The 22,954-nt window shown below is 46.7% G+C and carries 24 protein-coding genes; 18 read left to right on the forward strand and 6 right to left on the reverse strand.

What is annotated here, in order from left to right:
• The first annotated feature begins 414 nt into the window (after window positions 1–414).
• From HP401_RS18755 to HP401_RS18765, 3 genes are all read left to right on the forward strand, one after another.
• Window positions 415–861, forward strand: a complete 447-nt coding sequence (locus HP401_RS18755; protein ID WP_173606101.1) for a hypothetical protein — start codon at window positions 415–417, stop codon at window positions 859–861.
• A gap of 453 nt (window positions 862–1,314) precedes the next feature.
• The gene (locus HP401_RS29675; protein ID WP_309145143.1) at window positions 1,315–1,896 is read left to right on the forward strand and encodes a ParB N-terminal domain-containing protein; all 582 of its coding nucleotides are present in this window, start codon (window positions 1,315–1,317) and stop codon (window positions 1,894–1,896) included.
• A gap of 71 nt (window positions 1,897–1,967) precedes the next feature.
• Window positions 1,968–3,389: a SpoVR family protein gene (locus tag HP401_RS18765; RefSeq protein ID WP_016741702.1), complete on the forward strand. Its 1,422-nt coding sequence runs from the start codon at window positions 1,968–1,970 to the stop codon at window positions 3,387–3,389.
• 194 nt (window positions 3,390–3,583) lie between these two features.
• On the opposite strand, the gene HP401_RS18770 is transcribed toward HP401_RS18765, so the two are convergent.
• From HP401_RS18770 to HP401_RS18780, 3 genes are all read right to left on the reverse strand, one after another.
• A complete protein-coding gene (locus HP401_RS18770; RefSeq protein WP_012684898.1) occupies window positions 3,584–4,048 on the reverse strand; it encodes a hypothetical protein in 465 nt (154 codons plus the stop codon).
• A 477-nt stretch (window positions 4,049–4,525) separates the two neighbouring features.
• Window positions 4,526–5,293, reverse strand: coding sequence for an SDR family NAD(P)-dependent oxidoreductase (locus tag HP401_RS18775; RefSeq protein WP_173606102.1), 768 nt, complete (start codon window positions 5,291–5,293; stop codon window positions 4,526–4,528).
• A 28-nt stretch (window positions 5,294–5,321) separates the two neighbouring features.
• Window positions 5,322–6,023 carry an SDR family oxidoreductase gene (locus HP401_RS18780; protein ID WP_173606103.1) on the reverse strand — a complete coding sequence of 234 codons (702 nt, stop codon included), beginning with the start codon at window positions 6,021–6,023 and terminating at the stop codon, window positions 5,322–5,324.
• 200 nt (window positions 6,024–6,223) lie between these two features.
• Here HP401_RS18780 and HP401_RS18785 point away from each other — a divergent pair, with 200 nt between their 5' ends.
• The 3 genes from HP401_RS18785 to HP401_RS18795 all read left to right on the forward strand — a co-directional run bounded on the left by HP401_RS18785 (window position 6,224) and on the right by HP401_RS18795 (window position 9,893).
• Entirely contained in the window at window positions 6,224–7,156 is a 933-nt protein-coding gene (locus HP401_RS18785) for a 3-hydroxyacyl-CoA dehydrogenase family protein (RefSeq protein ID WP_173606104.1), read from the forward strand.
• A gap of 259 nt (window positions 7,157–7,415) precedes the next feature.
• Window positions 7,416–9,395: a methyl-accepting chemotaxis protein gene (locus HP401_RS18790; protein WP_173606105.1), complete on the forward strand. Its 1,980-nt coding sequence runs from the start codon at window positions 7,416–7,418 to the stop codon at window positions 9,393–9,395.
• Window positions 9,396–9,551: 156 nt separating this feature from the next.
• On the forward strand, window positions 9,552–9,893 hold the full coding sequence (locus HP401_RS18795) for a GRAM domain-containing protein (RefSeq protein ID WP_012684903.1): 342 nt from the start codon (window positions 9,552–9,554) through the stop codon (window positions 9,891–9,893).
• A gap of 61 nt (window positions 9,894–9,954) precedes the next feature.
• On the opposite strand, the gene HP401_RS18800 is transcribed toward HP401_RS18795, so the two are convergent.
• Window positions 9,955–10,224, reverse strand: coding sequence for a hypothetical protein (locus HP401_RS18800; protein ID WP_173606106.1), 270 nt, complete (start codon window positions 10,222–10,224; stop codon window positions 9,955–9,957).
• A gap of 158 nt (window positions 10,225–10,382) precedes the next feature.
• On the opposite strand from HP401_RS18800, the gene HP401_RS18805 reads away from it, so the two are divergent.
• The 11 genes from HP401_RS18805 (at window position 10,383) to HP401_RS18855 (ending at window position 19,675) form a co-directional block, all read left to right on the forward strand.
• Window positions 10,383–10,604, forward strand: a complete 222-nt coding sequence (locus HP401_RS18805; RefSeq protein WP_173606107.1) for a hypothetical protein — start codon at window positions 10,383–10,385, stop codon at window positions 10,602–10,604.
• Window positions 10,605–10,642: 38 nt separating this feature from the next.
• Window positions 10,643–10,939, forward strand: coding sequence for a hypothetical protein (locus HP401_RS18810; protein WP_007722285.1), 297 nt, complete (start codon window positions 10,643–10,645; stop codon window positions 10,937–10,939).
• A 123-nt stretch (window positions 10,940–11,062) separates the two neighbouring features.
• Window positions 11,063–11,764 carry a TerC family protein gene (locus tag HP401_RS18815; protein ID WP_173606108.1) on the forward strand — a complete coding sequence of 234 codons (702 nt, stop codon included), beginning with the start codon at window positions 11,063–11,065 and terminating at the stop codon, window positions 11,762–11,764.
• Between the two features lie 2 nt (window positions 11,765–11,766).
• The gene (locus HP401_RS18820; protein WP_173606109.1) at window positions 11,767–12,639 is read left to right on the forward strand and encodes a LysR family transcriptional regulator; all 873 of its coding nucleotides are present in this window, start codon (window positions 11,767–11,769) and stop codon (window positions 12,637–12,639) included.
• A 182-nt stretch (window positions 12,640–12,821) separates the two neighbouring features.
• Window positions 12,822–13,889, forward strand: a complete 1,068-nt coding sequence (locus HP401_RS18825; RefSeq protein WP_173606110.1) for an AbrB family transcriptional regulator — start codon at window positions 12,822–12,824, stop codon at window positions 13,887–13,889.
• A 201-nt stretch (window positions 13,890–14,090) separates the two neighbouring features.
• A complete protein-coding gene (locus tag HP401_RS18830) occupies window positions 14,091–15,125 on the forward strand; it encodes a Bug family tripartite tricarboxylate transporter substrate binding protein (RefSeq protein WP_173606111.1) in 1,035 nt (344 codons plus the stop codon).
• Window positions 15,126–15,206: 81 nt separating this feature from the next.
• Window positions 15,207–15,668 carry a tripartite tricarboxylate transporter TctB family protein gene (locus HP401_RS18835; RefSeq protein ID WP_173606112.1) on the forward strand — a complete coding sequence of 154 codons (462 nt, stop codon included), beginning with the start codon at window positions 15,207–15,209 and terminating at the stop codon, window positions 15,666–15,668.
• A gap of 12 nt (window positions 15,669–15,680) precedes the next feature.
• Window positions 15,681–17,204, forward strand: a complete 1,524-nt coding sequence (locus HP401_RS18840) for a tripartite tricarboxylate transporter permease (protein ID WP_012684914.1) — start codon at window positions 15,681–15,683, stop codon at window positions 17,202–17,204.
• A gap of 12 nt (window positions 17,205–17,216) precedes the next feature.
• Window positions 17,217–17,999, forward strand: a complete 783-nt coding sequence (locus tag HP401_RS18845; RefSeq protein ID WP_173606113.1) for a class I SAM-dependent methyltransferase — start codon at window positions 17,217–17,219, stop codon at window positions 17,997–17,999.
• Between the two features lie 235 nt (window positions 18,000–18,234).
• Window positions 18,235–18,687, forward strand: a complete 453-nt coding sequence (locus tag HP401_RS18850; protein ID WP_173606114.1) for an Lrp/AsnC family transcriptional regulator — start codon at window positions 18,235–18,237, stop codon at window positions 18,685–18,687.
• A 19-nt stretch (window positions 18,688–18,706) separates the two neighbouring features.
• Window positions 18,707–19,675, forward strand: coding sequence for an EamA family transporter (locus HP401_RS18855; RefSeq protein ID WP_173606115.1), 969 nt, complete (start codon window positions 18,707–18,709; stop codon window positions 19,673–19,675).
• A gap of 29 nt (window positions 19,676–19,704) precedes the next feature.
• Here the strand turns inward: HP401_RS18855 and HP401_RS18860 are convergent, their stop codons facing one another.
• Window positions 19,705–20,424, reverse strand: a complete 720-nt coding sequence (locus tag HP401_RS18860; RefSeq protein ID WP_173606116.1) for a response regulator — start codon at window positions 20,422–20,424, stop codon at window positions 19,705–19,707.
• Window positions 20,417–22,045 carry an ATP-binding protein gene (locus HP401_RS18865; protein WP_254457118.1) on the reverse strand — a complete coding sequence of 543 codons (1,629 nt, stop codon included), beginning with the start codon at window positions 22,043–22,045 and terminating at the stop codon, window positions 20,417–20,419. Before HP401_RS18865 ends, HP401_RS18860 begins: the two co-directional genes overlap by 8 nt.
• Window positions 22,046–22,311: 266 nt before the next feature.
• On the opposite strand from HP401_RS18865, the gene HP401_RS18870 reads away from it, so the two are divergent.
• The gene (locus HP401_RS18870; RefSeq protein ID WP_041749283.1) at window positions 22,312–22,524 is read left to right on the forward strand and encodes a hypothetical protein; all 213 of its coding nucleotides are present in this window, start codon (window positions 22,312–22,314) and stop codon (window positions 22,522–22,524) included.
• The last annotated feature ends 430 nt before the right edge of the window (window positions 22,525–22,954 follow it).

The following is a 22,954-nucleotide window of genomic DNA, read 5'->3' on the forward strand; positions in this document are numbered from 1 at the left end:
TTTTCATTGTATGCGTTACAGCGGTTTTCAAGTTTTGGGAACCCCTCTCGGAACTTTGGAAAATCGCGATTTACTCTGCTGGGATTTACCGGACAGGGGATTACATGCGAGACCTACGGCTTCGGCTTCTCGTCCCTTGTCCGGTATCTCTCATATTCGAATAAGCCGATCCTATCTCAATTGTGCAGAAGCGTAGCATTGGCTATAATTCGGAATGATTTAAATAATACAGTTGTATTGTTTTTTTGGTGCGTGCTATGATGTCCTTAAAAGTGTAAAGAGATGGAAAAAGTGGATTATTTTAATTTTTAGCCCATGTCGTACATACCACGTTAGTCGACGAAACAATTCAGTAGATAAGAAATATGAAAAAGGCATGTTCGAAAAAATTAAGTGGAAATAGGAGTGTGGATTATGATTAAAAAATTGATGACTTTGGGTGCAGTTGTTTCCGTATTAACTTTCGGTTCGCAAGCCGCTTTTGCCAGTGATGGGTGGGCGGATTCAAAAGAAACTGCTCATGCTATCAACGATGGTGGTAGTTTCTTTCAAACAATCTCGGATAGTACAGATGTTGATTGGTATGTTTATAGAAATAACTCAGACAAATCGAATTGGGTATTCGAACTTCAATCCCCTGCTGGTATTAACTATGACTATGACTGGATAGCTTTTGGACCTAATGGCGAGTATATAATGTCTGGTACTGCTGGTGATTTAGGGCCTGGCCAAATTGACGCTGCATCGGCAGGTGGCATAGGATTTGGTAAGGGAGTGACAGTATACTTTAAGGTTCGTGGACATTCCTCCCAAGATTTTGATTCGAGGCATGCTTACGCTGTTTACTTATCGGCTTGGTAATTGAGAGGAAAGTCTTAATGAAAAGCACCCTAGTGGTGCTTTTTTCTGTTCCCATCAAATTTAATAGGGGACTATTTCGGTCTTTGCCCATTGCTCTGTATCGCTCATAACCGATACGCCGATCCTGTCTCAAGTGTACAGAATTACCTGCTGCACCGCCTCCTATAGCCTGTGACCGCAGTTAGGCGTAAGGATTGGCTCGCGCCGGATGCCCCTGCCGAAAGAGTGGGGCTTTTGATATAGACAAGCTCCTGCCATTACCTCAGAATGGAAGTATAGGGGGTGATATTTTGCCAGAAATGTATCTAGGAATTTCGATACCTGATATTGTCGTTAGTTCGAAAACTATTCTTCCAAGTATCGCAGGGGTTCTTGTCACAGTGATACTAATAAGAAATAGTTTAAATTAAGCACCCACGCGGTGCTTTTTTTCATGGAGGTGGGTGAAATGTAGTGAGCCAGTATGTCGACTCAGCGACAGGAGAAATATACTACACCGAGGAAGTACTGCTCCGGTCGGACGAGATCGTAAAGGTTTTTCGTCCTGTAGGCCGCAGCACAAAATTCGTGAAGATCAAAGCCAGCCAAAAGGCAAAGCGACGGCTCAGAAAGCTGTCACTCGCTAAGGCTGGCTTTTTGTTGAAGATCACACCTTATGCCAGCGAGGGAACTAAGCTCCTGCAAGGCGACAATGAGCGCAGACAAAAGGGGACGCCGCTTACCGTCAAAGACCTTGCCCGCATTGTCTCTAAAATCAATCCAGCCTCTTATAATCCGCGAATAGATTTGCAGCCGGGCGACATCGAATACGAGAAGCTGAAACGATCTTTTCAAGAGTTTGGATACGTCGAGCCACTAATTTGGATTGAGCAAACAGGTAATCTCGTCGGCGGACATCAGCGTTTTAAAATTCTTGTAGAACAAGGAACTACTGAAATAGAGGTTTCTGTTGTGTCCTTGGATGAAATCCGAGAGAAGGCGCCCGATGTACCCATTCATCAAAATGCGCCATATGAAGAACGACATCTTTTCTAAAAGGTGGCGTCTTTTGGCTGTTTCCCCATATACATAAAGTAGACCGACGGCAAAAGGGGAGGCGAAACGATTTGACCAACGACGAGCGCAAAGAACTGGAGCGATCCATTGACGAAATTACCGAGATCGCCAAAGGGTTCAATCTCGATTTTTACCCGATGCGATACGAGATATGCCCGTCTGACATCATTTATACATTTGGCGCGTATGGAATGCCCACACGATTTTCGCACTGGAGTTTTGGAAAGTCCTTTTACAGGATGAAACTACAATATGACCTGAATCTGAGCAAAATCTACGAGCTCGTCATCAACTCCAATCCTTGTTACGCGTTTCTTTTGGACGGCAATTCCTTAATCCAAAACAAGCTCATTGTGGCTCACGTCCTTGCTCACTGCGACTTTTTCAAAAACAATGTACGCTTCTCCAACACCAATCGGGATATGGTCGAAAGCATGGCGGCCAGCGGAGAGCGGATTCGCCAGTATGAGATCGAGTATGGCAAGGAAGCTGTGGAGAATTTGCTCGACGCGAGCTTGGCGATTCAGGAGCACATCGATCCGAGCTTGCTGCGTCCGAAGCTGCGCTGGAAACGAGAGCCAGACGAAGCTAACAAAAAGACGAGGAACGAACGGCACTCCCCTTATGACGATCTCTGGGGATTGGACCGTAAAGCAAAAGAGGAAGCCGAGCCGGTAAAAGCACCACGCAAATTCCCTCCTGAGCCGGAAAAAGACCTGCTGCTTTTCATTATGGAATACAGCAATATCCTAGACGATTGGCAGCGGGATGTGCTGACGATCATCCGGGATGAGATGCTGTATTTCTGGCCGCAGATGGAAACGAAGATCATGAACGAAGGCTGGGCCACCTACTGGCATATGCGCATCCTGCGCGAAATGGAGCTGACAGAATCGGAGACGATCGAGTTTGCCAAGCTGCATTCCTCCGTCATTCAGCCTTCGACGACGAGTATCAATCCGTATCATTTGGGTCTGAAAATTTTGGAGGACATTGAAAAACGCTGGGATAATCCGACGAAGGAGGAGCAGGAGCGTTTCGGACGTAAGCCAGGAGAGGGACGCGCGAAAATTTTCGAGGTGCGCGAGCTGGAGTCTGACATCAGCTTCATTCGCAACTTCCTGACCAAGGACCTTGTCAGTGATCTGGATTTGTATATGTTCGGCAAGCAGGGCAACGATTGGGTCGTCGCGGAAAAGCAGTGGGAGAAGGTACGCGATGGTCTTGCGGGCACACGAGTTAACGGGGGATTCCCTTATGTACTCGTACACGATGGGGATTACTTACGCTCCGGCGAGATGTATTTGAAGCATCATTTCGAGGGGCTGGAGCTGGATGTCAAATACGTAGAAAAAACATTGCCTTACATCTATGACTTGTGGGGAAAATCCATCCACCTTGAATCGATGGTGGAGGATCGACAAGTGTTGTTTACGTACGATGGCAAGAAGGTACATCGCCGCTTTTTATAGGGGGAAAAAGGCCGCGTGCCGGGTGGAAGCTGACCGAGCGTGCGGCCTTTTCTACGTGCCCGAACGAGGACAACTGAACCGTCATTATAATGTGACTGCTGATCCCGTCGTCCATGGGGATGCTCGTCCCGTTGATGGAAGAGAGCTGGAAAAAACTCGCAAAGAAGCGAGCGCGTCCGTGTTTTTGAAGAGTTTCAAGGTAAACTGCTAGTTTTTTTCTCAAGCTCCATCGCTTCTTCCAAAAAGGCTTGCCTTGCTTCTTTTACTAGGAAAACAATCAGGATGAAAACAAAGATGTAGGCAAAGTCGAGAAACCAGATAAGCCCCAAGGGATGAGAAAGCATGGCCCCTAGCATAGGTGACATCAACCCGCCCATAACTCCAGCCATTACTCCTTCAATAGAAGCGGTAAGAGAGACCAATTTCCCCGATATAAACCCAACCACCATACCAATTGCGATAGCAATGATCGTCGCAGATTGTAAATCGCTCACCAGATATACTTGAATATTCAACCCCAAGGAGATACTAGACATAGCACCTAACACCATAGCGATGATCATGCCATCCATACAGGCAAGCTCGGACCGATTTTTATAGGTATAAAGGATACAGCTAACCGTCACCAAACTGAGAAAAATCATGTTTAGGAATAGCATATAATCCTCCTTCGTTCGCTGCTATTTTCCTTCTTCGCCTGCATCCACACCTGCAAAAGATATTGCATCTACTACCTCGACAAAGACATCTGTTAGCCACTTAGACCACCTCCTGCAATAACATATGAGGTGGTCTAAGAAAGTTGCTTCACTTTGGATCGGTATTTTCACTAATTATTCGAAAATGGGTTTAATGTTTTTGTTAAAATTTCAAACGATTACCATTAACATAAGGAAGAAGACTGATGAATGAGGTGATCCTATCAGAATAATTCTCTTGGTTTTACTTCTTGGGCTGTTAGCATTGAGATTTTTCGATCTAGACGTTAGCATGGGAATCAATAGAAAGGTCTTAGTAGTCATCACAGTTGCGGTGGCTTTTTGGATGATTTATTTGGACTATAAGGGTAGAGGAAAGAAAGGCCGCACGACCGGGGGAAACTGACCGAGCGTGCGGCTTTTTCTGTGTGTAACGAACTAGGACAACTGATCCGTAATTCCGATGTGACTGCTGATCCCGCCGTCCATGGTGATACTCGTCCCGTTGATGTATCCGCTATGCGGTCCAACGAGATGATCAATCATCTGGGCGATTTCCACCGGTTGAGCTACGCGTTTGACCGGGCTTTTGGCGATGACCCGATTCATGTAATCCGAAATATCCTCCGGACGTACGCCCATCGCGGTATCCACATATCCGGGACAGATGGCATTGCAAGTAATCCCGTGCTCACCCCATTCCGCAGCAATTGTTTTCGTATAGCCGATCATGCCGTGCTTGGAAGCGACGTAGGTGGACGAATGTGCTGAGCCGAGCAAGCCCTGAATAGAAGCGATGTTGACGATCCGCCCGTAGTTCCTTTCTTTCATCTTGGGTAACAGGTTTCTGCAAAATAGGAATACACTCTTCAAGTTGGTATTCATGATCCAATCCCACTCTTCATCGGAGACTTCGTCAACTCGGTGGAATGGACCACCAACTCCGGCGTTGTTGACCAAGATGGTGATATCTCCGAAATGCGATTCTACTAGCTGGATGGCTTCTTCTACTTGTGCTCGTTGACCGACATCACAGCGAATGGACAAGGCTTGACCGCCTGCCTGACTGATTGCTTGGGCGACTAACTGAGCCTTTTCTTCATGTACATCAAGAACAGCGACACGTACCCCATGTTGAGCCAAAAGCTTTGCGGTTGCTGCCCCGATTCCATTGCCTGCTCCTGTGATGATTGCTACTTGCTGCATTTGTAAACTCTCCTTATTCATCTGTCATTTAGAGGACGCCTTTAGGCGGAAGGATTTTGACTTCATCGATTCGAACGTGGAGGGGACGGGAAGCGATATCTAACACGGTATCTGCCACATCTTTTGGTACGAGCATCGCACTCGGATCAAAAAAATGTCGGTCCTCCGTCATATTTGTATGAACGGCGCCGGGAAAAATGGTGGAGACTCTTACATTGTCGTCTTTCCATTCTTCATTACAAATTTGGGAAAAGCCTTGGACGGCAAATTTCGAAGCACCATAAACGCCGTTTTCCGCAATGGGAATATACCCTGAGACACTAGAGATATTGATGATACGGCCTCCGTGAGCTTTCATTACCTTGTATCCTTCGCGGCTGCAAAGAAAGAGTCCGGTTACATTGGTGCGAAAAACATTCTCCCATTCATCTAAGCTTGTTTGTTCAACAGGCTTAAACACGCCGACGCCTGCATTGTTCACGAGGACATCTAGACGTCCGTATAACCTTTGTACTTGCGCAAATAAGGCAAGGACACTTTGCTCGTCAGTCACGTCTAGCTTTACATTCGTCACACTTCCCGGTTCAGCATGTGCAATTTCGTTCGGATGAGACGCGGTTCGAGAAGTTGCCCAAACGATCGCTCCTTCTTTTGCCAGAACATTTGCCATTTCAAGGCCCAATCCCCGACTGGCTCCTGTGATGACCACGACTTTATTCAGTAGTTTCATGTGTACCTCCGTATATGAAACGTTCATTCCAAAAGCTGGTTTTAGGAAACGATTTTTAATGGTACAAAACTTTGACTCTACCAACAAGCGCCATAGGAATGAATTTCGGTAAAAGGAGTAGGAATTTGTGGGCAGGAACTAGGTATTTCATCGTGGAAAGCTTTGCTGGTAAACCGAATTCACCCTAGGAGGATATTTCTATGGAAAAGCATGCGGCTGTTATCGGATCAGGTGTTATGGGACATGGAATCGCGCAGTTATTCGCATTGGCTGGATTTCGTGTTTCTCTTTACGATTTGCAGGAAGAGTTTTTGCTGAAAGCGAGAGCTAGCATCGAGCACAGCCTTTCTCTTCTGGTTGCAGAGGGAGTGATTGCAGACCAGTCTAGAGTAGCGGCGCTCGAGCATATCGTCCTGACCACGGATTTGCAAGCGGCAGTATCTGAAGCTGAAATCATTACAGAAGCAATCCCAGAAGTCATCGAGCTAAAGTGGGAGCTGTTTGAAAAGCTAGAGCATTACGCGAACCCAGATGCGATTATCGCTTCCAATACGTCTACGTTTTCGATTGCGCGACTGATTGAAAAAGCTACTACTCCCCAACGCTTTATCATTACCCATTTTTTCAATCCAGCCCAATTGGTTCCGTTGGTCGAGGTAGTTAAGCATGAGAAGACTGCGCTGGAAGTAGTTCAAAAAACCATGCAGCTGATGGAAGATATCGGGAAGTGCCCTGTTTTGTTGAAAAAGGATGTACCGGGCTTTATCGCCAATCGGCTACAAACAGCCTTGATGAGAGAAGCTTTTCATTTGCTTGCAGAAGGTGTTGCAGATGCAGCCCAGATCGATACGGTGATGAAGAACGGAATTGGCTTTCGCTGGGCTTTTGTCGGGCCTATTGAGACGGCGGATTTTGGTGGACTCGATACATGGAAGCGCGTGATGGATAACCTGGCGCCAGAGCTGAATGGCTCGACAAAAGCACCCGCCATCATGGAGGAACGGGTAGCAGAAGGCAATTTCGGCACCAAGACCGGAGCAGGTATTTACTCGTATACGGATACGGCTGTTTCAGAAAAGCTGCGTGTACGTGACGAACAGTTTATCCGCTTGGGGAAAATGAAGCGCGGTTGAAGTGACTTACAGATTCGCTCAACAAATCGTGGTAACTGTTGCAAAGTCAACCCATACCGACCGTCCTGTCTATCATTCATAAGCAGGGCGGTTTTTCTATGGCCGTGAGGGCGGTATCATCCCCACCTTTTTATACCTATTACAGTTCTATATATTTTTTTACTTAATGAACACTCCTTCGTTACCGATATAAAAAAATTAGGACTTCACCAACAGGAAACGTTTTTCCAAATACACCTTAGAAAGAAGATGAAATGAAGTGAAAGTTAACCTCAGGAATTGGCTTCGAAGCTATCGAACCAAACTCATCATCACATTTCTCTTGATTCTGTTAGTCCCTTCCCTTGTCGTTGGAAGCTTGGCTTACAATCAAGCGAGACAAGAAATTGAAAAACAGATCATGGACAGCGCCAACGAAAACGTCGATTTGGTCAACTCCATCGTAAGCAGTACGTTTGAGGGCAAAAAGAAGGATGCTGACTATTTGGCAAAAGATATCACACCTGGCGTGAAATCAGCTGATGTTCAAGAAGAAATCATGCATCACTTGGATATGTATATGGGCATGCATGCGGATGTGTCCAGCATCAGTTTGGGAACGGCTGACGGTCAGTATTTCCGCGCTCCCAAGCAAGAAGTACAGGCAGGGTTTGATCCGCGGACGAGAGACTGGTACAAGCAAGCGATGGAGAACAAGGGGACGGTCGTCGTTACAGAGCCATATATTTCGGCGGTATCAGGTGAGGTTTTAGTAGCGGTAGCAAGAACGACAGAGGATGGCGCTGGGGTTATCTGCATTACAGTTGGGATTGAACAGATCAAACAACTGGCAAACTCAGTCAGCATCGGTTCGGATGGAGATGTCATCGTAGTAGACAGCAATAAGAAGTATGTCGTCCACCCGGAAAATCAGGCAGGAACAGTGGCACAAGAGAGTTTTTACGACAACTTGTACCAAGGAGAAACAGGACAATTCAATTACGAGGAGCAAAGCATCCCGAAACAGATTTACTATGTGACGAATCCAGCTACTGGCTGGAAAATTGCAGGTTCGATGTACTTGTCAGAGGTTGAGGATGCTGCAGAGCCGATTTTCGAGCAAACGTTTTGGACGATTGCGATCTGCTTGGTGTTGGGAGGACTCATTGTAGCAGCTGTACTGCGTTCCCTTCTCCAGTCCATCCAGGAAGTGAAGGTACATGCCGTTAGAGTGAGCCAAGGTAATTTGACTGACCCGATTCAAGTGCGGTCAACCGATGAAATCGGTGAGCTCGGCCATGCGTTTAATACGATGCAGGATAACCTGCGGGCGCTCATTTCAGATGTCGAGACTAGAGCGGAGCAAGTAGCAGCGTCTTCGGAGCAATTGACTGCGAGTGCGCAGCAGACGAGCATTGCGACCGAGCATGTAACGACTGCGGTTCAAGAGGTAGCTGGCAGCGCGGAACAACAAACGAGCGGAATCGACCAAAATGTTCGCTCATTGCAGGAGATTGCGGAAGGGGTCACACGGATTGTAGAGAGTGTCAATGTGTTGTCGGATACGGCTCAGCAAACGACGGTTCAGGCAGAAGAAGGGGGCAACTTTGTCGCTCAGGTCATGAGTCAAATGAAGTCGATTCACGAATCCGTAGAACAGTCGGATCGCATGACCAAATCGCTCTATGACCGTTCGAAAGAAATCGGTACGATCTCGGATGTCATCAGCGGGATTGCCCAGCAGACGAATTTGCTGGCATTGAATGCAGCGATTGAAGCAGCGCGGGCTGGTGAGCATGGCAAAGGCTTTGCGGTTGTAGCTACAGAGGTGCGACTGTTGGCTGAGCAATCACAATTGTCGGCTAAGCAAATTTCTGAATTGATCACAGAGATTCAACGGGAAACCAAGCAATCCGTCGACAACATGGAAACAGTCAGACTGGATGTTGAAGCAGGCTTGGAAGTTTCCGAGGAGACGATTCACAAGTTTGAAGGCATTATGGAAAGCACCAGACTGACCAATCCACATATCGCAGAGGTTTCCTTGATCGCACAGCAAATCTTGGCTGCTGTTCAGGAAGTAACCGCGACAGCCAATGTGCTCGTCACCATCGCGAAAAGCAATGCCGAAACAGCCGAGGAAGTAGCAGCCTCTACGGAGGAGCAACTCGCCTCCATGCAAGAGATCTCATCCTCCGCTCAATCCTTGTCGTCATTGGCGGAAGAGCTGAAAGTAATGCTCAATAAGTTTACCTATTAACCTGTATTCTTAAACAAACGAAGCGTCCTGTCTCCAGGCATACGAGCAGGGCGCTTTGCTATATAGATGTGGTCACGTGTATTCCTAATTATGGTAATATAATATCTAATCATTTGTGTAAAAACGGAATCGCATGTCGGAGGGGAAAAGGAAGCAATGAAACTCAAGCGAAACGAATCGATCGTGCAAGAGAATATAGCGGCAAACCTATTCAGAGGAAGGGAAGGAGTAGGTGGGAAGTTAACAATTACGAGTGAAAGACTCTATTTTCAACCACACAGTCACAATAATCAAACACAACCTCTCGAATTGCACTTGAATGATATTACGGCAGTTGAAAAGCGGAATACGCTATTCGTGATCCCAAATGGAATGAAAATCAAGATGCATAACGGGCAAGAGCACAAATTTGTTGTATGGAAACGGGCGGAGATCATTGGAATGATTCAAGATACAAAAATGAAGCAAAAAATGACGGTGATTATTAAGACGAGGTAGTCATCCGTTCAATGAAAATCGCCCTGCCACAAGTAATACTGAGCAGGGCGCTTCCCACATTTTACAAATTCCTTGCAATGTGTGGTTTGCTATAATGACTGGTACCCCCACCGCCAACCAATACTCTTCCACCTTGTCTGAAGATGAGCAATTTCCTAGATCCATCTGAGAGCAGTACAGTGACTTTTGCCCGATTCGTTTTTGCAATATAAATAACGTAACCACTTCTAGAGATTACCGTACGCCAGTTGCGATCGAATTCAGAGCGCAGAACCCGATTGGAATACACTTGGTTTTCCACGCGATTCGCAGTAATTCTTTTGTTTTTCATCGAGTCTCAACACCTCCTGTCAATCTATCCTATTCATGGGAGAGAAAAAGGAGTGGACAAGAGTTGTAGGCAATTTTACTATTTTCGTTGCAACAATGTAGGAAGCGTTCTATGATAACACCAAGGACGGTATTCAATTTAAAAAGGAGTGAAAGACAATGGCAAAAAGCGTAGCACGCAAGCAGCGGGAAAAACTGGCTCGTGAAGGCAAAAGAAACCCAGAGCTCAACAGAAGCATCTTTGCATTCGCTGACATGAGACAACGGACGACGAAGACGAGAGCAGAAAAACTGAATCAACAGAAGCACAAAAGGTCGTTATCCTACCAAAGTGATGATGGCCTTTTTTATTTGCGTGCGAAGCCTGCTGCAATCGTTTAACATAAAATCATCTCCGTACCAAAGTGAGGCATGACATCATGAATAATACCATTCATCCCGAATGCGCGAGAGCCATTCAGCATCTCCTCCAACTGAAGGACCCAAAACGCGAAGACTTTTTGGCGTTGAAAACGTACGGAAATGATCGCTATTCAGCAATGGGGTGGGAGGAGCTACAGACGTACATCAATGAAAAGACCGTCATCATTGTCGAGCAGTTTGAAAATGAACAAAATATTATGTCCGCCCTGCGTTGGGTAGCGAGAGGATTGCCGGTTTGGCTAGCGATTCGAAAAGTGCGGGCGGATTATTCAGTGTATGGATACAAGAAGTAGCCTGTCTTCGAATGACAGGTTTTTTCTATTCCAAAAAAATATATGCAAATAATAGAAATAATACTGCACGAATGAAAAGATAGGTCTATTATTGTCAGTATCAGAAATTTTGGAGGAGACATCATGACAGATTACTTACTTAGCTTACTTCAAATTATTATGATCAACCTGGTCTTGAGCGGAGACAATGCAGTCGTGATTGCTCTTGCCTGTCGGAACCTGAGTCCAGAGCTGCAGAAGAAAGCTACTTTTTGGGGGAGCTTCGGTGCAATCGGACTTCGGATCATCCTGACCTTCATTGCTATCTGGTTGTTGAAAATTCCGTTTGTCCAAGTCGTCGGAGGGCTTTTGCTCATCTGGATTGCGGTCAAGCTGTTAAAAGGTGAAGATGAGGACAGTCACATTGGTGGGGGAGCGAGTTTTGTTGAGGCACTCAAAACCATTATTTTTGCCGATTTGATTATGAGCCTGGACAATGTCATCGCCGTAGCTGGGGCAGCGAACGGGAATCTGGTTTTGGTTATCATCGGTCTTACCATCAGCATTCCGCTCATCATTTGGGGAAGTCAACTTCTGATGAAGCTGATGAACCGCTTTCCGATTATCGTATTATTAGGGGCGGCTCTGCTCGGATATACGGCAGGAGAAATGATTGTAGGAGACAAAGCAGTTGGCAGCTTCCTGGAGGGGGTAATGCCTTCGCTGCATATGATTTTTCCAGTAGCATTGGCAATTCTGGTTATTGTGATTGGAAACTATTTGAAAAGGAAGGAGAAAAATGTGATAAATAAAGAAGTGACAAATAACCATGCGGAGACACTATAGCTATGGAATATCGCGATTGGTACATTCTCCAAACCTTGTACCAGGAACAAAACATTACAAAGACAGCCGAAAGCTTGTATTTGTCCCAGCCTGCGCTGACGAAAAGACTGCGGCAGATTGAAAAAGAATTTGGCGTACAGATCGTGCAACGGGGGAGTAGAGGCGTTCATTTCACTCCTCAAGGCGAGTACTTGGCCAAATGTGCGGATGAAATGCTCCTCAGACTGCGCAATATCAAGGAGCATGTCTTGAACATGGGCGGCGAGGTCAATGGTACGCTCCGGCTGGGGGTTTCCAACTATTTTGCACGGTACAAGCTCCCGATGATCTTGAAAAAGTTCAAGGAAGCCTATCCAAACGTCGAGTACAAGGTAATGACCGGATGGAGTAAAGACGTCTACAAGTCCGTGTATAATCAGGACGTGCACGTAGGCTTCGTCCGGGGAAGCTACAACTGGTCCGACCAAAAGCACTTATTGTTCGAGGAATCGGTCTATGTCGTTTCCACGGAACCCATTCAGATCGACGACCTGCCCACCCTGCCGCGAATCGACTATGAGACGGATCCCATGCTGCTGGCATTAGTGGACAGCTGGTGGACGGAACGATTTTCCCAACCGCCGTTGATCGGCATGGAGGTCGACAAGGCGGATACATGCAGTGAAATGGTAGCAAACGGTTTGGGGTACGCCATCCTTCCACGAGGCGTGCTGAATGGCAAAGACGATCTGCACATGATTGAGCTGACCACAGCTGAGGGAGAGCCGATCAAGCGAAGTACCTGGATGTTTTATCATGCCGACTCGATGGAATTGCAAATGGTCAAGGCATTTGTGCGCTTCATAGAGCAGGGTGAGATTGCATTCATCGAATAAGCTAGGAAAAAGGAACTGCTGGTAATTCCCTGAAGGGGAGCCAGCAGTTTTTTATTATTCACACAAGGAATCGCTAACGATAACCATTTTGTATTTTTTCTGCGAGAACAATTGATTTACACTAGGTGTACCCCCACCCTAGAAGCTTCATACAACGTCGGATAGTAGGAGAGGGAACGCTTATGCTGCTACGCATTCTGTTTACATTGCTGCTCGGATCACTGGGAGGCTTGCTGTTTGCTACCATTCACAGCCCACTTCCTTGGCTACTCGGAGGGCTAGTTACGACAGTTATCTGTAATATGCTTGGGGTCAAAAATCTCTGGATTCCCCGCTGGTTTCGTCAAGTAGGATTGACAGTGATTGGGATTACCCTTGGTCTGCGAATGACATCTGAAATCGTCGATACGATGACGGGGCACGTCGGTTTGATGCTTATCACCACGATTTTGACCATCTTGATCAGTTTGGTGAACGCTTGGATTTTTTATAAGATTTGCAGAGTAGACGGGATAACGGCGATATTCAGCAATATTCCCGGTGGATTATCGGAAATGGTGTCGGTGGGGCAAATGGCGGGAGGAAATCAACAAGTCATTACGATTTTCCACTCGATCCGTGCGATCAGCGTCGTGCTTTGTACCCCTTATCTCGTGGCATTTTTACCTACGCATGCTGCCATACAGATGGCTACGACAGAACACGTGCTGGGGATTGGGCAGACAGTCATGATCCTAGTGGCTGGTCTCATTGGAGCATTGATTGCGTCACGCTGTTATATACCCGCTCCGTTCTTGCTAGGTGCCTTGCTCGTGACCGCTTTGATTTCGATGAATACATCGTTTATGGGAGAGAGTCCTGCGTTGCCAAGCATCTTGGTTCAAGGGGCCCAAATATTCATCGGGGTCAGCATCGGTCTTGGCTTCAAACGAGAGGACATCGTGAAAAATCGCCGATTCTTTCTGTTTGGTCTCATGCATTCCTTGTTCTTGTTCGTCATGGTAATTGGGCTTGCCATCGGCATTTCTTACGTCACTGCTACCGATATTGTGACGGCGATTCTGGCTACGGTGCCAGGTGGACTTGCCGAAATGAGCTTGACTGCCTTGGCGACAGGAGCCGATCCGCTCCTAGTGACGGCGTTTCATCTGTTTCGCTTGGTCCTTGTCCTTACACTGTTTTCCTTCGGCGCACGTGCATGGACCAACTACCACAGCAGGATCAAACAGCCAAAGGAGACCAGCGCTTGACGCAGTTTTACAGTCAAATATATGGCAAGGCCTGCACGTTCCCAGATCGGAACGGCAGGTCTTTTTGGCGTGAAAAGAATGAAAATAATCGTAAATATGGTTTTTATCCAAATTATCTGAACAAACTAGGAAGCGTTTTCATCGGATGCTATGATCTCCTTACCTTAATTGAAAACGCTATCAACAGAGGGGGTCATAAAGATGAAAAAATCAAACAAATGGACAAAGTGGAGCGGAGTACTTCTCACTACGGCAATGGCACTTAGCCTCGCAGCCTGTGGAGGCGGCGGTGGGCAGACAGCTTCCTCTGGCGGAGCTTCTACCTACCCGGAAAAGCCTATCTCGGTTATCGCACCATCGGGCGCAGGCGGAGGGTTGGATAAAACAGCGCGTTCCCTCGCAAAGGTGATGTCAGCAACGAAGCTAGTAGATAAGACCATTTCGGTCGAAAACAAGCCAGGTGGCGGACAGGCAGTAGGCTTGGCAGATTTCGTGACGCAGGACAAGAAAAACAACTACAAGCTCCTGCTTCCCTCGACCCCAATCGTCATTAACAATGTGAAAAAAGAAGGAAATAGCCCGCATTCCTACAAGGATATGACTCCGTTGGCACAATTGACGAAAGATTACGGCGCGATTGTCGTAGCAGCCGATTCTCCATACAAGGATCTGAAATCGTTACTAGATGCTATCAAAGCTGATCCAACCAAAGTAACGGTTGCAGGCGGTTCTGCTCCAGGCTCGCTTGATCACTTGACCTTCTTGATGCCAGCTGTCAAAGCGGGAATTGATCCGAAATCAGTGAAATACATCTCTTACGATGGCGGCGGGGAAGCGATCGCCTCTCTCTTGGGTGGCAATGCTGATGTACTGGCTACAGATGTATCCGGTTCGGGTGAATACTTGAAATCCGGCAAGGTCAGAATTCTGGGTGTTTCTTCCCCTGAGCGCTTGAAAGGAATGTTCAAGGATATCCCAACGTACAAAGAATCCGGTTATGACACGGAGCTGATCAACTGGCGCGGTGTATTTGGCCCAAAAGATATGGCGCCAGATGCTGTTGCTTACTGGGAGCAAAAATTGAAAGCGATGACAGAGACTCCTGAGTGGAAAGCAGAGCTGGAAGCAAACGGCTGGGACGATGGCTACAAAAACGGTGCAGACTTCAAGAGTTACCTGGGTGAGCAAGAAAAAATGTTCAAGGAAATCCTGGGCTTGCTCGGAATGGCGAAATAAAAAGGGTTGCTGGGGGATGGAGAAGGAGCGATTCTTCTCCTCCTTCATTCTGGATTCTGGTACGAACAGGAGGGAACATACGTGAGCAAAACATTTGACCGCTTCGCCAGTCTGATTTTTCTCGTGTTAGGCGTAGCCTTTGTAGTCGGAAGCCAAAACATCTCGGCGAGTGCTTACGGCAGCAATGTAGGGCCAAACATTTTTCCGATGGGACTCGGAAGTCTTCTGATCCTGCTCAGCCTGCGATTATTTTATGAGACGTTCAAATACAAGCAAGAGGGCAATAGAGAGAAGGAAAAGCTCGATTACAAACGATTCCTCATCGTTCTTGTCGCGGCATTATTCTACGTATTGCTTATGGAGGAAATCGGCTACGTGATCAGCACCTTCCTGTTCCTTTTCGTTGGATTCCAGACGATGCAGAAAGGGAAATGGCTCAACAGCGTGATCATTTCCAGTGCGTTTTCGTTCGGTGTCTACTTGTTGTACGTGGAAGTTCTCGATGGCACATTGCCCGGTTTACCAACATGGTTAGGCTTGTAGGAGGTGGATGAAATGAGTGCATTTGATTATTTGCTGAACGGATTTGCCACTGCCCTGCAATGGCAAAATATCATCTTTGCGTTTGTCGGCGTCTTGATCGGGACAGTAGTTGGGGTATTGCCAGGGATTGGGCCAATCAGTGGCGTGGCCTTGTTGATTCCGGTGACAGCCTCGTTGACGAGTGGACTGCCACCAGAAGCAGCGGCTACCAGTGCCATTATTTTGTTGGCAGGGGTTTACTACGGGGCGATGTACGGCGGCTCTACCACTTCGATTTTGTTGAATACACCGGGTGAGTCATCTTCAGTCGTTACCGTACTGGACGGATACCCGATGGCGAAGCAGGGAAGGGCCGGAGTTGCTCTCTCTATCGCTGCGATTGGTTCATTTTTTGCAGGACTTGTCTCGCTTATCGGTCTGGTATTTTTGGCAGAGCCACTCTCTGAAGTAGCGCTCAAGCTCAGTCCTGCAGATGAATTTTCGCTGATGATCCTGGGGTTATGTGCACTCAGTGGGCTGGCAGGCAAGTCTGTGACCAAAGCATTGATGATGACGGTTTTTGGCTTATTGATCGCGACGATTGGGCTGGACAATGTATCCGGCGTGGCGCGTTTTACTTTTGATATGCCCGAGCTTTATTCCGGTTTGGAATTTTTGACGATCGCCGTAGGGGTATTTGCGCTTGGCGAAGTGTTCAAGACGATCCTCGAGCGCGATGTGAATGAGGGGGAGATCGCCAAAATTTCCCGAATTATACCGACCAAGGAAGACTTGAAGGAAAGTGCTGGACCGATTCTCCGTGGATCACTGGTTGGATTTTTTAAAGGAATTGTTCCTGGTTCTGGTGCAACACTGGCATCCTTCCTCGCTTATTTGCTGGAAAAGAAAATCAGTAAAACGCCTGAAAAATTTGGCAAAGGAGCAATTGCCGGGGTAGCGGCTCCAGAGTCGGCAAACAACGCAGCATCTGGCGGGGCGATGATTCCACTTTTGACCTTGGGGATTCCGGGTACAGGGACGACAGCAGTATTGATGGGCGCACTGATTATGTACAACGTGCAGCCAGGTCCGCTCTTATTTGAGGATCATCCGACCATTGCTTGGGGCTTGATCGCTAGTATGTTCATCGGAAACGTGATGCTCTTGATCCTCAATATGCCGCTCGTAAAAGTGTTTGCGAAGCTGATTGAGACACCCCCTAAATATTTGATCCCGATGATCGTTGCGATTTCGGTGTTTGGTGTATACGCAGTCCGTGTCTCTGTTTTTGATCTGGTCTTGTTGCTGCTCTGCGGACTCGTGGGTTACTTTTTGGCGAAAAACGATTTTCCAATGGCTCCACTCGTTCTTGGCTTGGTCTTGGGTCCGATGATTGAAAACAATTTACGACGAGCGCTGACGACGTCCAATGGTGATTTTTCTATCTTTATTGAAAAGCCAGTATCGCTGGTGTTCCTCATCATTGCGGTTCTCTGGATCACCGTTCCCTTGATCATGAAAATGAGAGGGAAGAAAGTAATCGTGAACGAAGAATAGGGGGCGATTCTCATGCGCGATGACAAAAGGATCAAAGAGGAAGTCAAACAGCAGTTTGGTGCGAATGCTGAAAAGTATGTGAACAGCCAGACACACGCTACGGGAGAGGATCTCGCTCTCCTCACGCCTTGGCTGAATCCATCGCCGGATTGGGTGTTTCTCGATGTGGCAACGGGTGGCGGTCATCTTACCAAGGCAATCGCTCCACTTGTCGGTCATGTCTTTGCGACTGATTTGACACAGCCGATGCTTGCAGCGGCGCGAAACCATCTGAAATCTCACACAAGCAATGTCTTTTATGTGGTTGCGGATGCGGAGGCACTTCCGTTTTTGAGTGAATCCTTTGATGCAGTCGGGTGCAGAATCGCGGCTCATCACTTCCCGAACCCGGAGTCGTTTGTAAAAGAAGTGGCGCGTGTTCTGAAACCGGGTGGAAAATTCGTGCTGATCGACAATATCGCAGCAGAGGATGAAAAGCTCGACCGATTTGTGAATACGCTGGAGAAACTTCGGGATCACAGTCATGTACGAAGCTACTCACGCTCCGAATGGGTAAGGTGGATCGAGCAAGAGGGGCTGGTGGAGAGTCATTCGCGCATCCGTAAGAAGACGTTCCCGTATGCGACTTGGGTCAGACGTACGACTGAGACTGAGGAGCAAGTTGAGCAAGTAACCGCGCATATCACAAGTGCGGATAAAGAAATCCAAGCCTACTTCGCGGTTGAAAAAGTTGGAGAGCAAGTCGTTTCCATCCAAGTTGATGAGTGGATGGCATTGTTTGAGAAACCAGAATGATAAGGACGATGCTTCTAAGCTAGTCCCCGCTTACAATTAAGCGGGGGCTTGTTTTTTTTTGTATGGGTACCTAAGTAACGATTCGTAATGAGTAGGGTGCTTTCACGACGGTTTTTGGCATGATTTTTTTGGGATATCTTGCTCTGTATTTACTATTCGTTTGAATTCGTACAATATAGAGTACAAATAGTCTATATGAAGGAAAATATGCTACTATAACCACAGGAGGTATGTGATGGATGAGGTTGACCTGAAAATTGTTCAATTGCTCGAGGAAAACGGAAGGATATCTCATGAGGAAATCAGCAAGCTGCTGCACATCTCGCGACCGGCTGTTCACCAACGGGTTGCCAAGCTTGAAAAAAATGGTGTGATCAAGGGATACCGTGGCATCATTGACTGGAGAAAATTAGAGCAAGGGCTGAAGGTATTGATTTTCGTCAAAGCAAGATGTCAGGACTTCAAAGAAATCACTGCAAAGATTATGAGCGTTCAGGTACCGAACGTGACCATCATTGAATGCCAGCGGCTCGCGGGAGAGTGGTGCATGATGCTAAAAGTACGTGCAACGGCACCAGAAGATATCACCAATCTGATCGATGAAATGGTCCAGTATGACGAAATACTGGAAACTTCTACGACTTTCATCTTGTCGACGATCTACGAGGATGGCCGGAAAGAAATTTGACAACCAAGGTGGAAACACAATGACAGGAAAAAAAGATTCGAAATTATTTGGCGTTACGATTGCGTTGTTAGCGGTCTACCTGTTTTGGGGAGGCACTTATCTCGGAATGAAGATCGCGATTGAATCGATGCCACCTTTTATTATGGCGGGGGCGCGATTTTTTCTGGCGGGATCGATCCTGTTTTTGATCGGGCGTTGGAAAGGGGCAGAGTTGCCCAGTGCAGCAGAATGGAGAGGGGCCGGAATTGTTGGGGCGTTGTTGCTTCTCGGAGGTAACGGTGTAGTTGCATGGGCGCAACTCAAGGTACCGTCAGCAATCGCGTCCTTGCTGATCGCTACCGTTCCATTATGGATTCTCGTTTTCAACTGGGTCGGTGGCAGCAAGAAGAAGCCAACGGTTGGGGTCATGGGAGGAATCCTGTTTGGCTTGGCGGGGATCGCAGTGCTGGTTGTCCATCCCGAGAGCTCAGGCAATCAAGGGATCGATACCGTCGGAATCTTTGCGCTCCTGTTTGCCTCAATCAGTTGGGCAGTGGGATCGTTGTATTCGCGAAATGCAAAGCTCCCTGCATCACCGGTAATGGCGACAGCCTTGCAAATGATCATCGGAGGGAGTTTGCTGGGGATCACTTCGCTGTTTCTCGACGATTGGACGAAGCTGCACCTATCGGAGATCACCCTGCGTTCCTGGATTGCTTTTGGCTATTTAGTTGGATTTGGTTCCATTGTCGCCTACACAGCATACATTTGGCTTTTAAAAAATGCAGAGCCTTCCCTGGTCTCCACGTACGCCTATGTGAACCCGATAGTCGCAGTTTTTCTAGGCTGGCTGATTGCTGATGAACAATTGACAAGCCAAACCTTGATTGCTGCTGTCATGATCATCGCAGCCGTTGCCATCATCACGATGTTTCGGGAAAAGAAGAGTCCAGGTGCGACACAAACGGTAGCAAGAAAAGAAAAAGGGAAGCTTCAGGTTCATAAATGAAGCTTCCCTCTTCTTTTTGCCATCAGGCTTTATTTGGTTGTTTTTTGTGGAACCCAGCGGTATTTTCTTTCCGGACGTCCGACGGTTCCATAGAACGTCTCGACAGTTACTTCATTAATAGAGACGAGAAATTCGAGGTATCTGCGCACGGTTGAATGGCTCATGCCAGCCAGTGCAGCCAGATCATCGGCATTCATGCTTTGGGTGGTCTCCTGCATCTTGTCCCGGATCAGCTTTAATGTCAGCTTGTCGATGCCTTTCGGGAGCGAGGTGACCGTTCCAACGGTTTTGACAGCAGGAGTGTGTGCGGCTTTCGTGAACAGCTTGTCCACCGCTGTTTGATCAATGGTTGTATGCTGCTGAAGCTGATGTCTCGTATTTGCATATTGTTCCAAGGTAGACATGAATTTATCGATCATGATCGGCTTGATGATGTAGCTGTATGCACCGCCACGTATCGCTTCTCTCACCGTTTCCACATCGTTTGCGGCTGTGATCATAACGACATCGATCCCGCGAAAATGCTTCCGCACTTCACGCAACAAGTCAATCCCGTTCATATCCGGCAAATAAATGTCCAAAAGCAGCACATCTGGCGTAACGACGTGAAGCATCTCCAGTGCCTGTTTTCCAGTCGTGGCCGTGGCAATAATCTGGAATCCTTCCAGTTTACTTGTGAATTGTTCATAGATTCTAGCTGCAATTTCGTCATCTTCCACGATCATGACGGTAATAAGTTTCTCAGACATTGTGGATTGCCTCCTCACTACTTGCTTTGTCCCATTTCTTGGGGACGACTACGGTGAAACGCGCTCCGCCTAGATCACTTTTTCCGAGTGAGATTTGCCCCTTTAATAGCTCGATGGCATTTTTCACAATAGCCAAACCGAGTCCTCGATTTTCACCTGATTTCGTAGTGACACCGCTTTCAAAGATGCGGGGTTCCAATTCTTTTGATACCCCATGTCCATTGTCTTCGATGTCAAAAATGATATCGCCACCTAAATCAGTGAAGGATACGTGAACCAATGCGTCAGTGCCTTTGTATTCGAGTGCAGCTTCCATCGCGTTGTCGATCAAATTGCCGAGAATAGTGACCAATACCTTTGTATCCAAGCTGTCAGGTACATTTCCCAAATAGCTGTCCTGATCAATTTCGAGTAATACCTTCAGTTCTTTGGAGCGATTGATTTTCCCTAGCAGACAAGCAGCGATGAAGGGCTCTTTGACTGAACTCATAATGAAGGCGAGAATATCCTGCCGTTCCTTTACTTCATCGGTGATGAGTTCGATTGCTTTGTCGTACTCCTTTAGCTTGAGGAGACCGTAAATGGTGTTCAACCGATTTAAATATTCGTGATTTTGTGCACGCATATTGTCCGAAAAGGAACTGATCTTCGTAATTTCTTCAGTGAGTTGCTCGATTTCGGACTCTGGACGAAATGTGAAGACCACACCTCTGATTTCATTGTTGCTCAAAATAGGAGAGTAGTCGGTAATAAAAATTTCGTGCCCCAGCAAAATTTTGTAGTTCATTTCTTGCGTATTTCGATTGACAGAATGAATGATGTCGCGCAATTGCGGGCTAGCGATCGATTTCCCTACGGCCAAATCCTCTTGGAGAAGGGAACGTGCTCGTTTATTCATCGAGACAACACGCCCTTGCATATCGACTGCTACCGTAGCATCGTGAATTGATTCAAGAATAGCTGCTTTTTCCGTAAACAAAAATGAGATTTCCTCTGGCTCCAGACCAAAGATCAACCGCTTGACTCGTCTGGCAATAATAATCGCACCAATAATTCCGATAACCAGCAGCACTAGAGATAAGGCGACGACCCTTTCCTTGTATTCCGCGACCTTTTTCTCTACATCACTCATGACATAGCCGACAGAGGAGACTCCGATTGTTTCGCCTTTCTTGTTGACGATCGGTGTTTTCGCTTTGATGGCAGGACCAGAAATGCCTGTCCCCCGATAAATGACCGAGCGGTTTTCTAAAAAGACGGGGTCATTGCTGGTTCCCATCGGTAATCCAATCTGCTTTGGGTCGTAGTGAGAGTACCGAATACCGTCTTTGTTTCCAATCACCACATAGCTGGCGCCCGTTTCCTTCCGAATGGTTTCGGCTATTGGTTGAATCACCTTGGAAGGGTGATCGGTCTCAAAGGCTGCGATGATGCGTTCGTTCATGGCAGATAGCTTGGCGACCGTCATGGCTTGCTGCCCAATATAGCGATCCAAAATGTCATCTAATATGAAGGAAAATAAGGCAGTTCCTATCCCCATGCTGATCAGGACAACGATGGAAATGAGCAGAACCATTTGGGTCAAGAGGCTGATGCGGGCTTTTTTTGGAGTATGAACCATGGGCAAACCACCTTCGATGACAGATCAAGATGCTATACATGTATGAAAACGTTTACTGTATTCATTATAACAATAACGCTTTCACATTTGTGACACAAAGTAAATTTGTGACAATACGATAGCCAATAGGTTTATGAAAAAAGTTTTGACAAATTTTTTATAAAAAAATGAACAAAATATGAACAACAAGTGAATATTGTGTTACAATAAGAGCATAAAACAGAAACGGTCACGCAAAAAATCTATGATGATAGGGGTTTTGTGTTATGAATAACGATCGAAAAGCAGCAGATGTGTTAAGATGGATGGCTTGGACAGTATTATTCGTCGGTGCTGTTATTATGGCTTTCACTGCAAGCGATTTCAGATCGGAGAACTTGCCGTTGATGGTGTCGATCGGATTTTTGATCGCTGGCATGAATATCTTCATTATGAGCACGGTGTTTCGCTTGATGACACTAAAAAGAACTGACGCCTAAGTTAGTTAAAAATAGTCCCATAGTACCTCTCATTTTCTTCATTAATAATGAGAGGTTTTTTATTTATACGGAAATTTGCCGTCAGCGAAATAAGCTGGCGGTTTTTTTGTTTTTTTATTAAAAGTGAAAAAGAAATCTTGACAATTAGAATTGGGTGTAATGACCAGAAATGGGTGGTGGGAATCATTAGAGGGGAATCCTAACAAGAATATGATCAACTCGTGACTGCAATGTGAACACTTTGTAACAGAAAAGCTACGAAATATTGAACGTCGTTAAAAACGAGTACAAAATCTCGCAGACTCTGATAGTATGTATATGCGGCAAATAGTGAAGTTCACTTGTGTTGAAAAACCTATTGTGAGGAACTCTCGAAACGTGTGAATGCACGTTGAAGAAAGAAGGTTTTCCAAAACCTCGCTCGAGACCT

The sequence above is a fragment of the Brevibacillus sp. HB2.2 genome, assembly GCF_013284275.1.
GTDB classification, from domain to species: domain Bacteria; phylum Bacillota; class Bacilli; order Brevibacillales; family Brevibacillaceae; genus Brevibacillus; species Brevibacillus brevis_D.

What these genes read in the sequence shown, in the direction of transcription:
- HP401_RS18755 (WP_173606101.1), top strand. Translation starts at nt 415, where the DNA reads ATGATTAAAAAATTGATGACTTTGGGTGCAGTTGTTTCCGTATTAACT.
- HP401_RS18770 (WP_012684898.1), bottom strand. Translation starts at nt 4,048, where the DNA reads ATGCTATTCCTAAACATGATTTTTCTCAGTTTGGTGACGGTTAGCTGT.
- HP401_RS18775 (WP_173606102.1), bottom strand. Translation starts at nt 5,293, where the DNA reads ATGCAGCAAGTAGCAATCATCACAGGAGCAGGCAATGGAATCGGGGCA.
- HP401_RS18780 (WP_173606103.1), bottom strand. Translation starts at nt 6,023, where the DNA reads ATGAAACTACTGAATAAAGTCGTGGTCATCACAGGAGCCAGTCGGGGA.
- HP401_RS18785 (WP_173606104.1), top strand. Translation starts at nt 6,224, where the DNA reads ATGGAAAAGCATGCGGCTGTTATCGGATCAGGTGTTATGGGACATGGA.
- HP401_RS18795 (WP_012684903.1), top strand. Translation starts at nt 9,552, where the DNA reads ATGAAACTCAAGCGAAACGAATCGATCGTGCAAGAGAATATAGCGGCA.
- HP401_RS18800 (WP_173606106.1), bottom strand. Translation starts at nt 10,224, where the DNA reads ATGAAAAACAAAAGAATTACTGCGAATCGCGTGGAAAACCAAGTGTAT.
- HP401_RS18805 (WP_173606107.1), top strand. Translation starts at nt 10,383, where the DNA reads ATGGCAAAAAGCGTAGCACGCAAGCAGCGGGAAAAACTGGCTCGTGAA.
- HP401_RS18810 (WP_007722285.1), top strand. Translation starts at nt 10,643, where the DNA reads ATGAATAATACCATTCATCCCGAATGCGCGAGAGCCATTCAGCATCTC.
- HP401_RS18815 (WP_173606108.1), top strand. Translation starts at nt 11,063, where the DNA reads ATGACAGATTACTTACTTAGCTTACTTCAAATTATTATGATCAACCTG.
- HP401_RS18820 (WP_173606109.1), top strand. Translation starts at nt 11,767, where the DNA reads ATGGAATATCGCGATTGGTACATTCTCCAAACCTTGTACCAGGAACAA.
- HP401_RS18825 (WP_173606110.1), top strand. Translation starts at nt 12,822, where the DNA reads ATGCTGCTACGCATTCTGTTTACATTGCTGCTCGGATCACTGGGAGGC.
- HP401_RS18830 (WP_173606111.1), top strand. Translation starts at nt 14,091, where the DNA reads ATGAAAAAATCAAACAAATGGACAAAGTGGAGCGGAGTACTTCTCACT.
- HP401_RS18840 (WP_012684914.1), top strand. Translation starts at nt 15,681, where the DNA reads ATGAGTGCATTTGATTATTTGCTGAACGGATTTGCCACTGCCCTGCAA.
- HP401_RS18845 (WP_173606113.1), top strand. Translation starts at nt 17,217, where the DNA reads ATGCGCGATGACAAAAGGATCAAAGAGGAAGTCAAACAGCAGTTTGGT.
- HP401_RS18850 (WP_173606114.1), top strand. Translation starts at nt 18,235, where the DNA reads ATGGATGAGGTTGACCTGAAAATTGTTCAATTGCTCGAGGAAAACGGA.
- HP401_RS18855 (WP_173606115.1), top strand. Translation starts at nt 18,707, where the DNA reads ATGACAGGAAAAAAAGATTCGAAATTATTTGGCGTTACGATTGCGTTG.
- HP401_RS18860 (WP_173606116.1), bottom strand. Translation starts at nt 20,424, where the DNA reads ATGTCTGAGAAACTTATTACCGTCATGATCGTGGAAGATGACGAAATT.
- HP401_RS18865 (WP_254457118.1), bottom strand. Translation starts at nt 22,045, where the DNA reads ATGGTTCATACTCCAAAAAAAGCCCGCATCAGCCTCTTGACCCAAATG.
- HP401_RS18870 (WP_041749283.1), top strand. Translation starts at nt 22,312, where the DNA reads ATGAATAACGATCGAAAAGCAGCAGATGTGTTAAGATGGATGGCTTGG.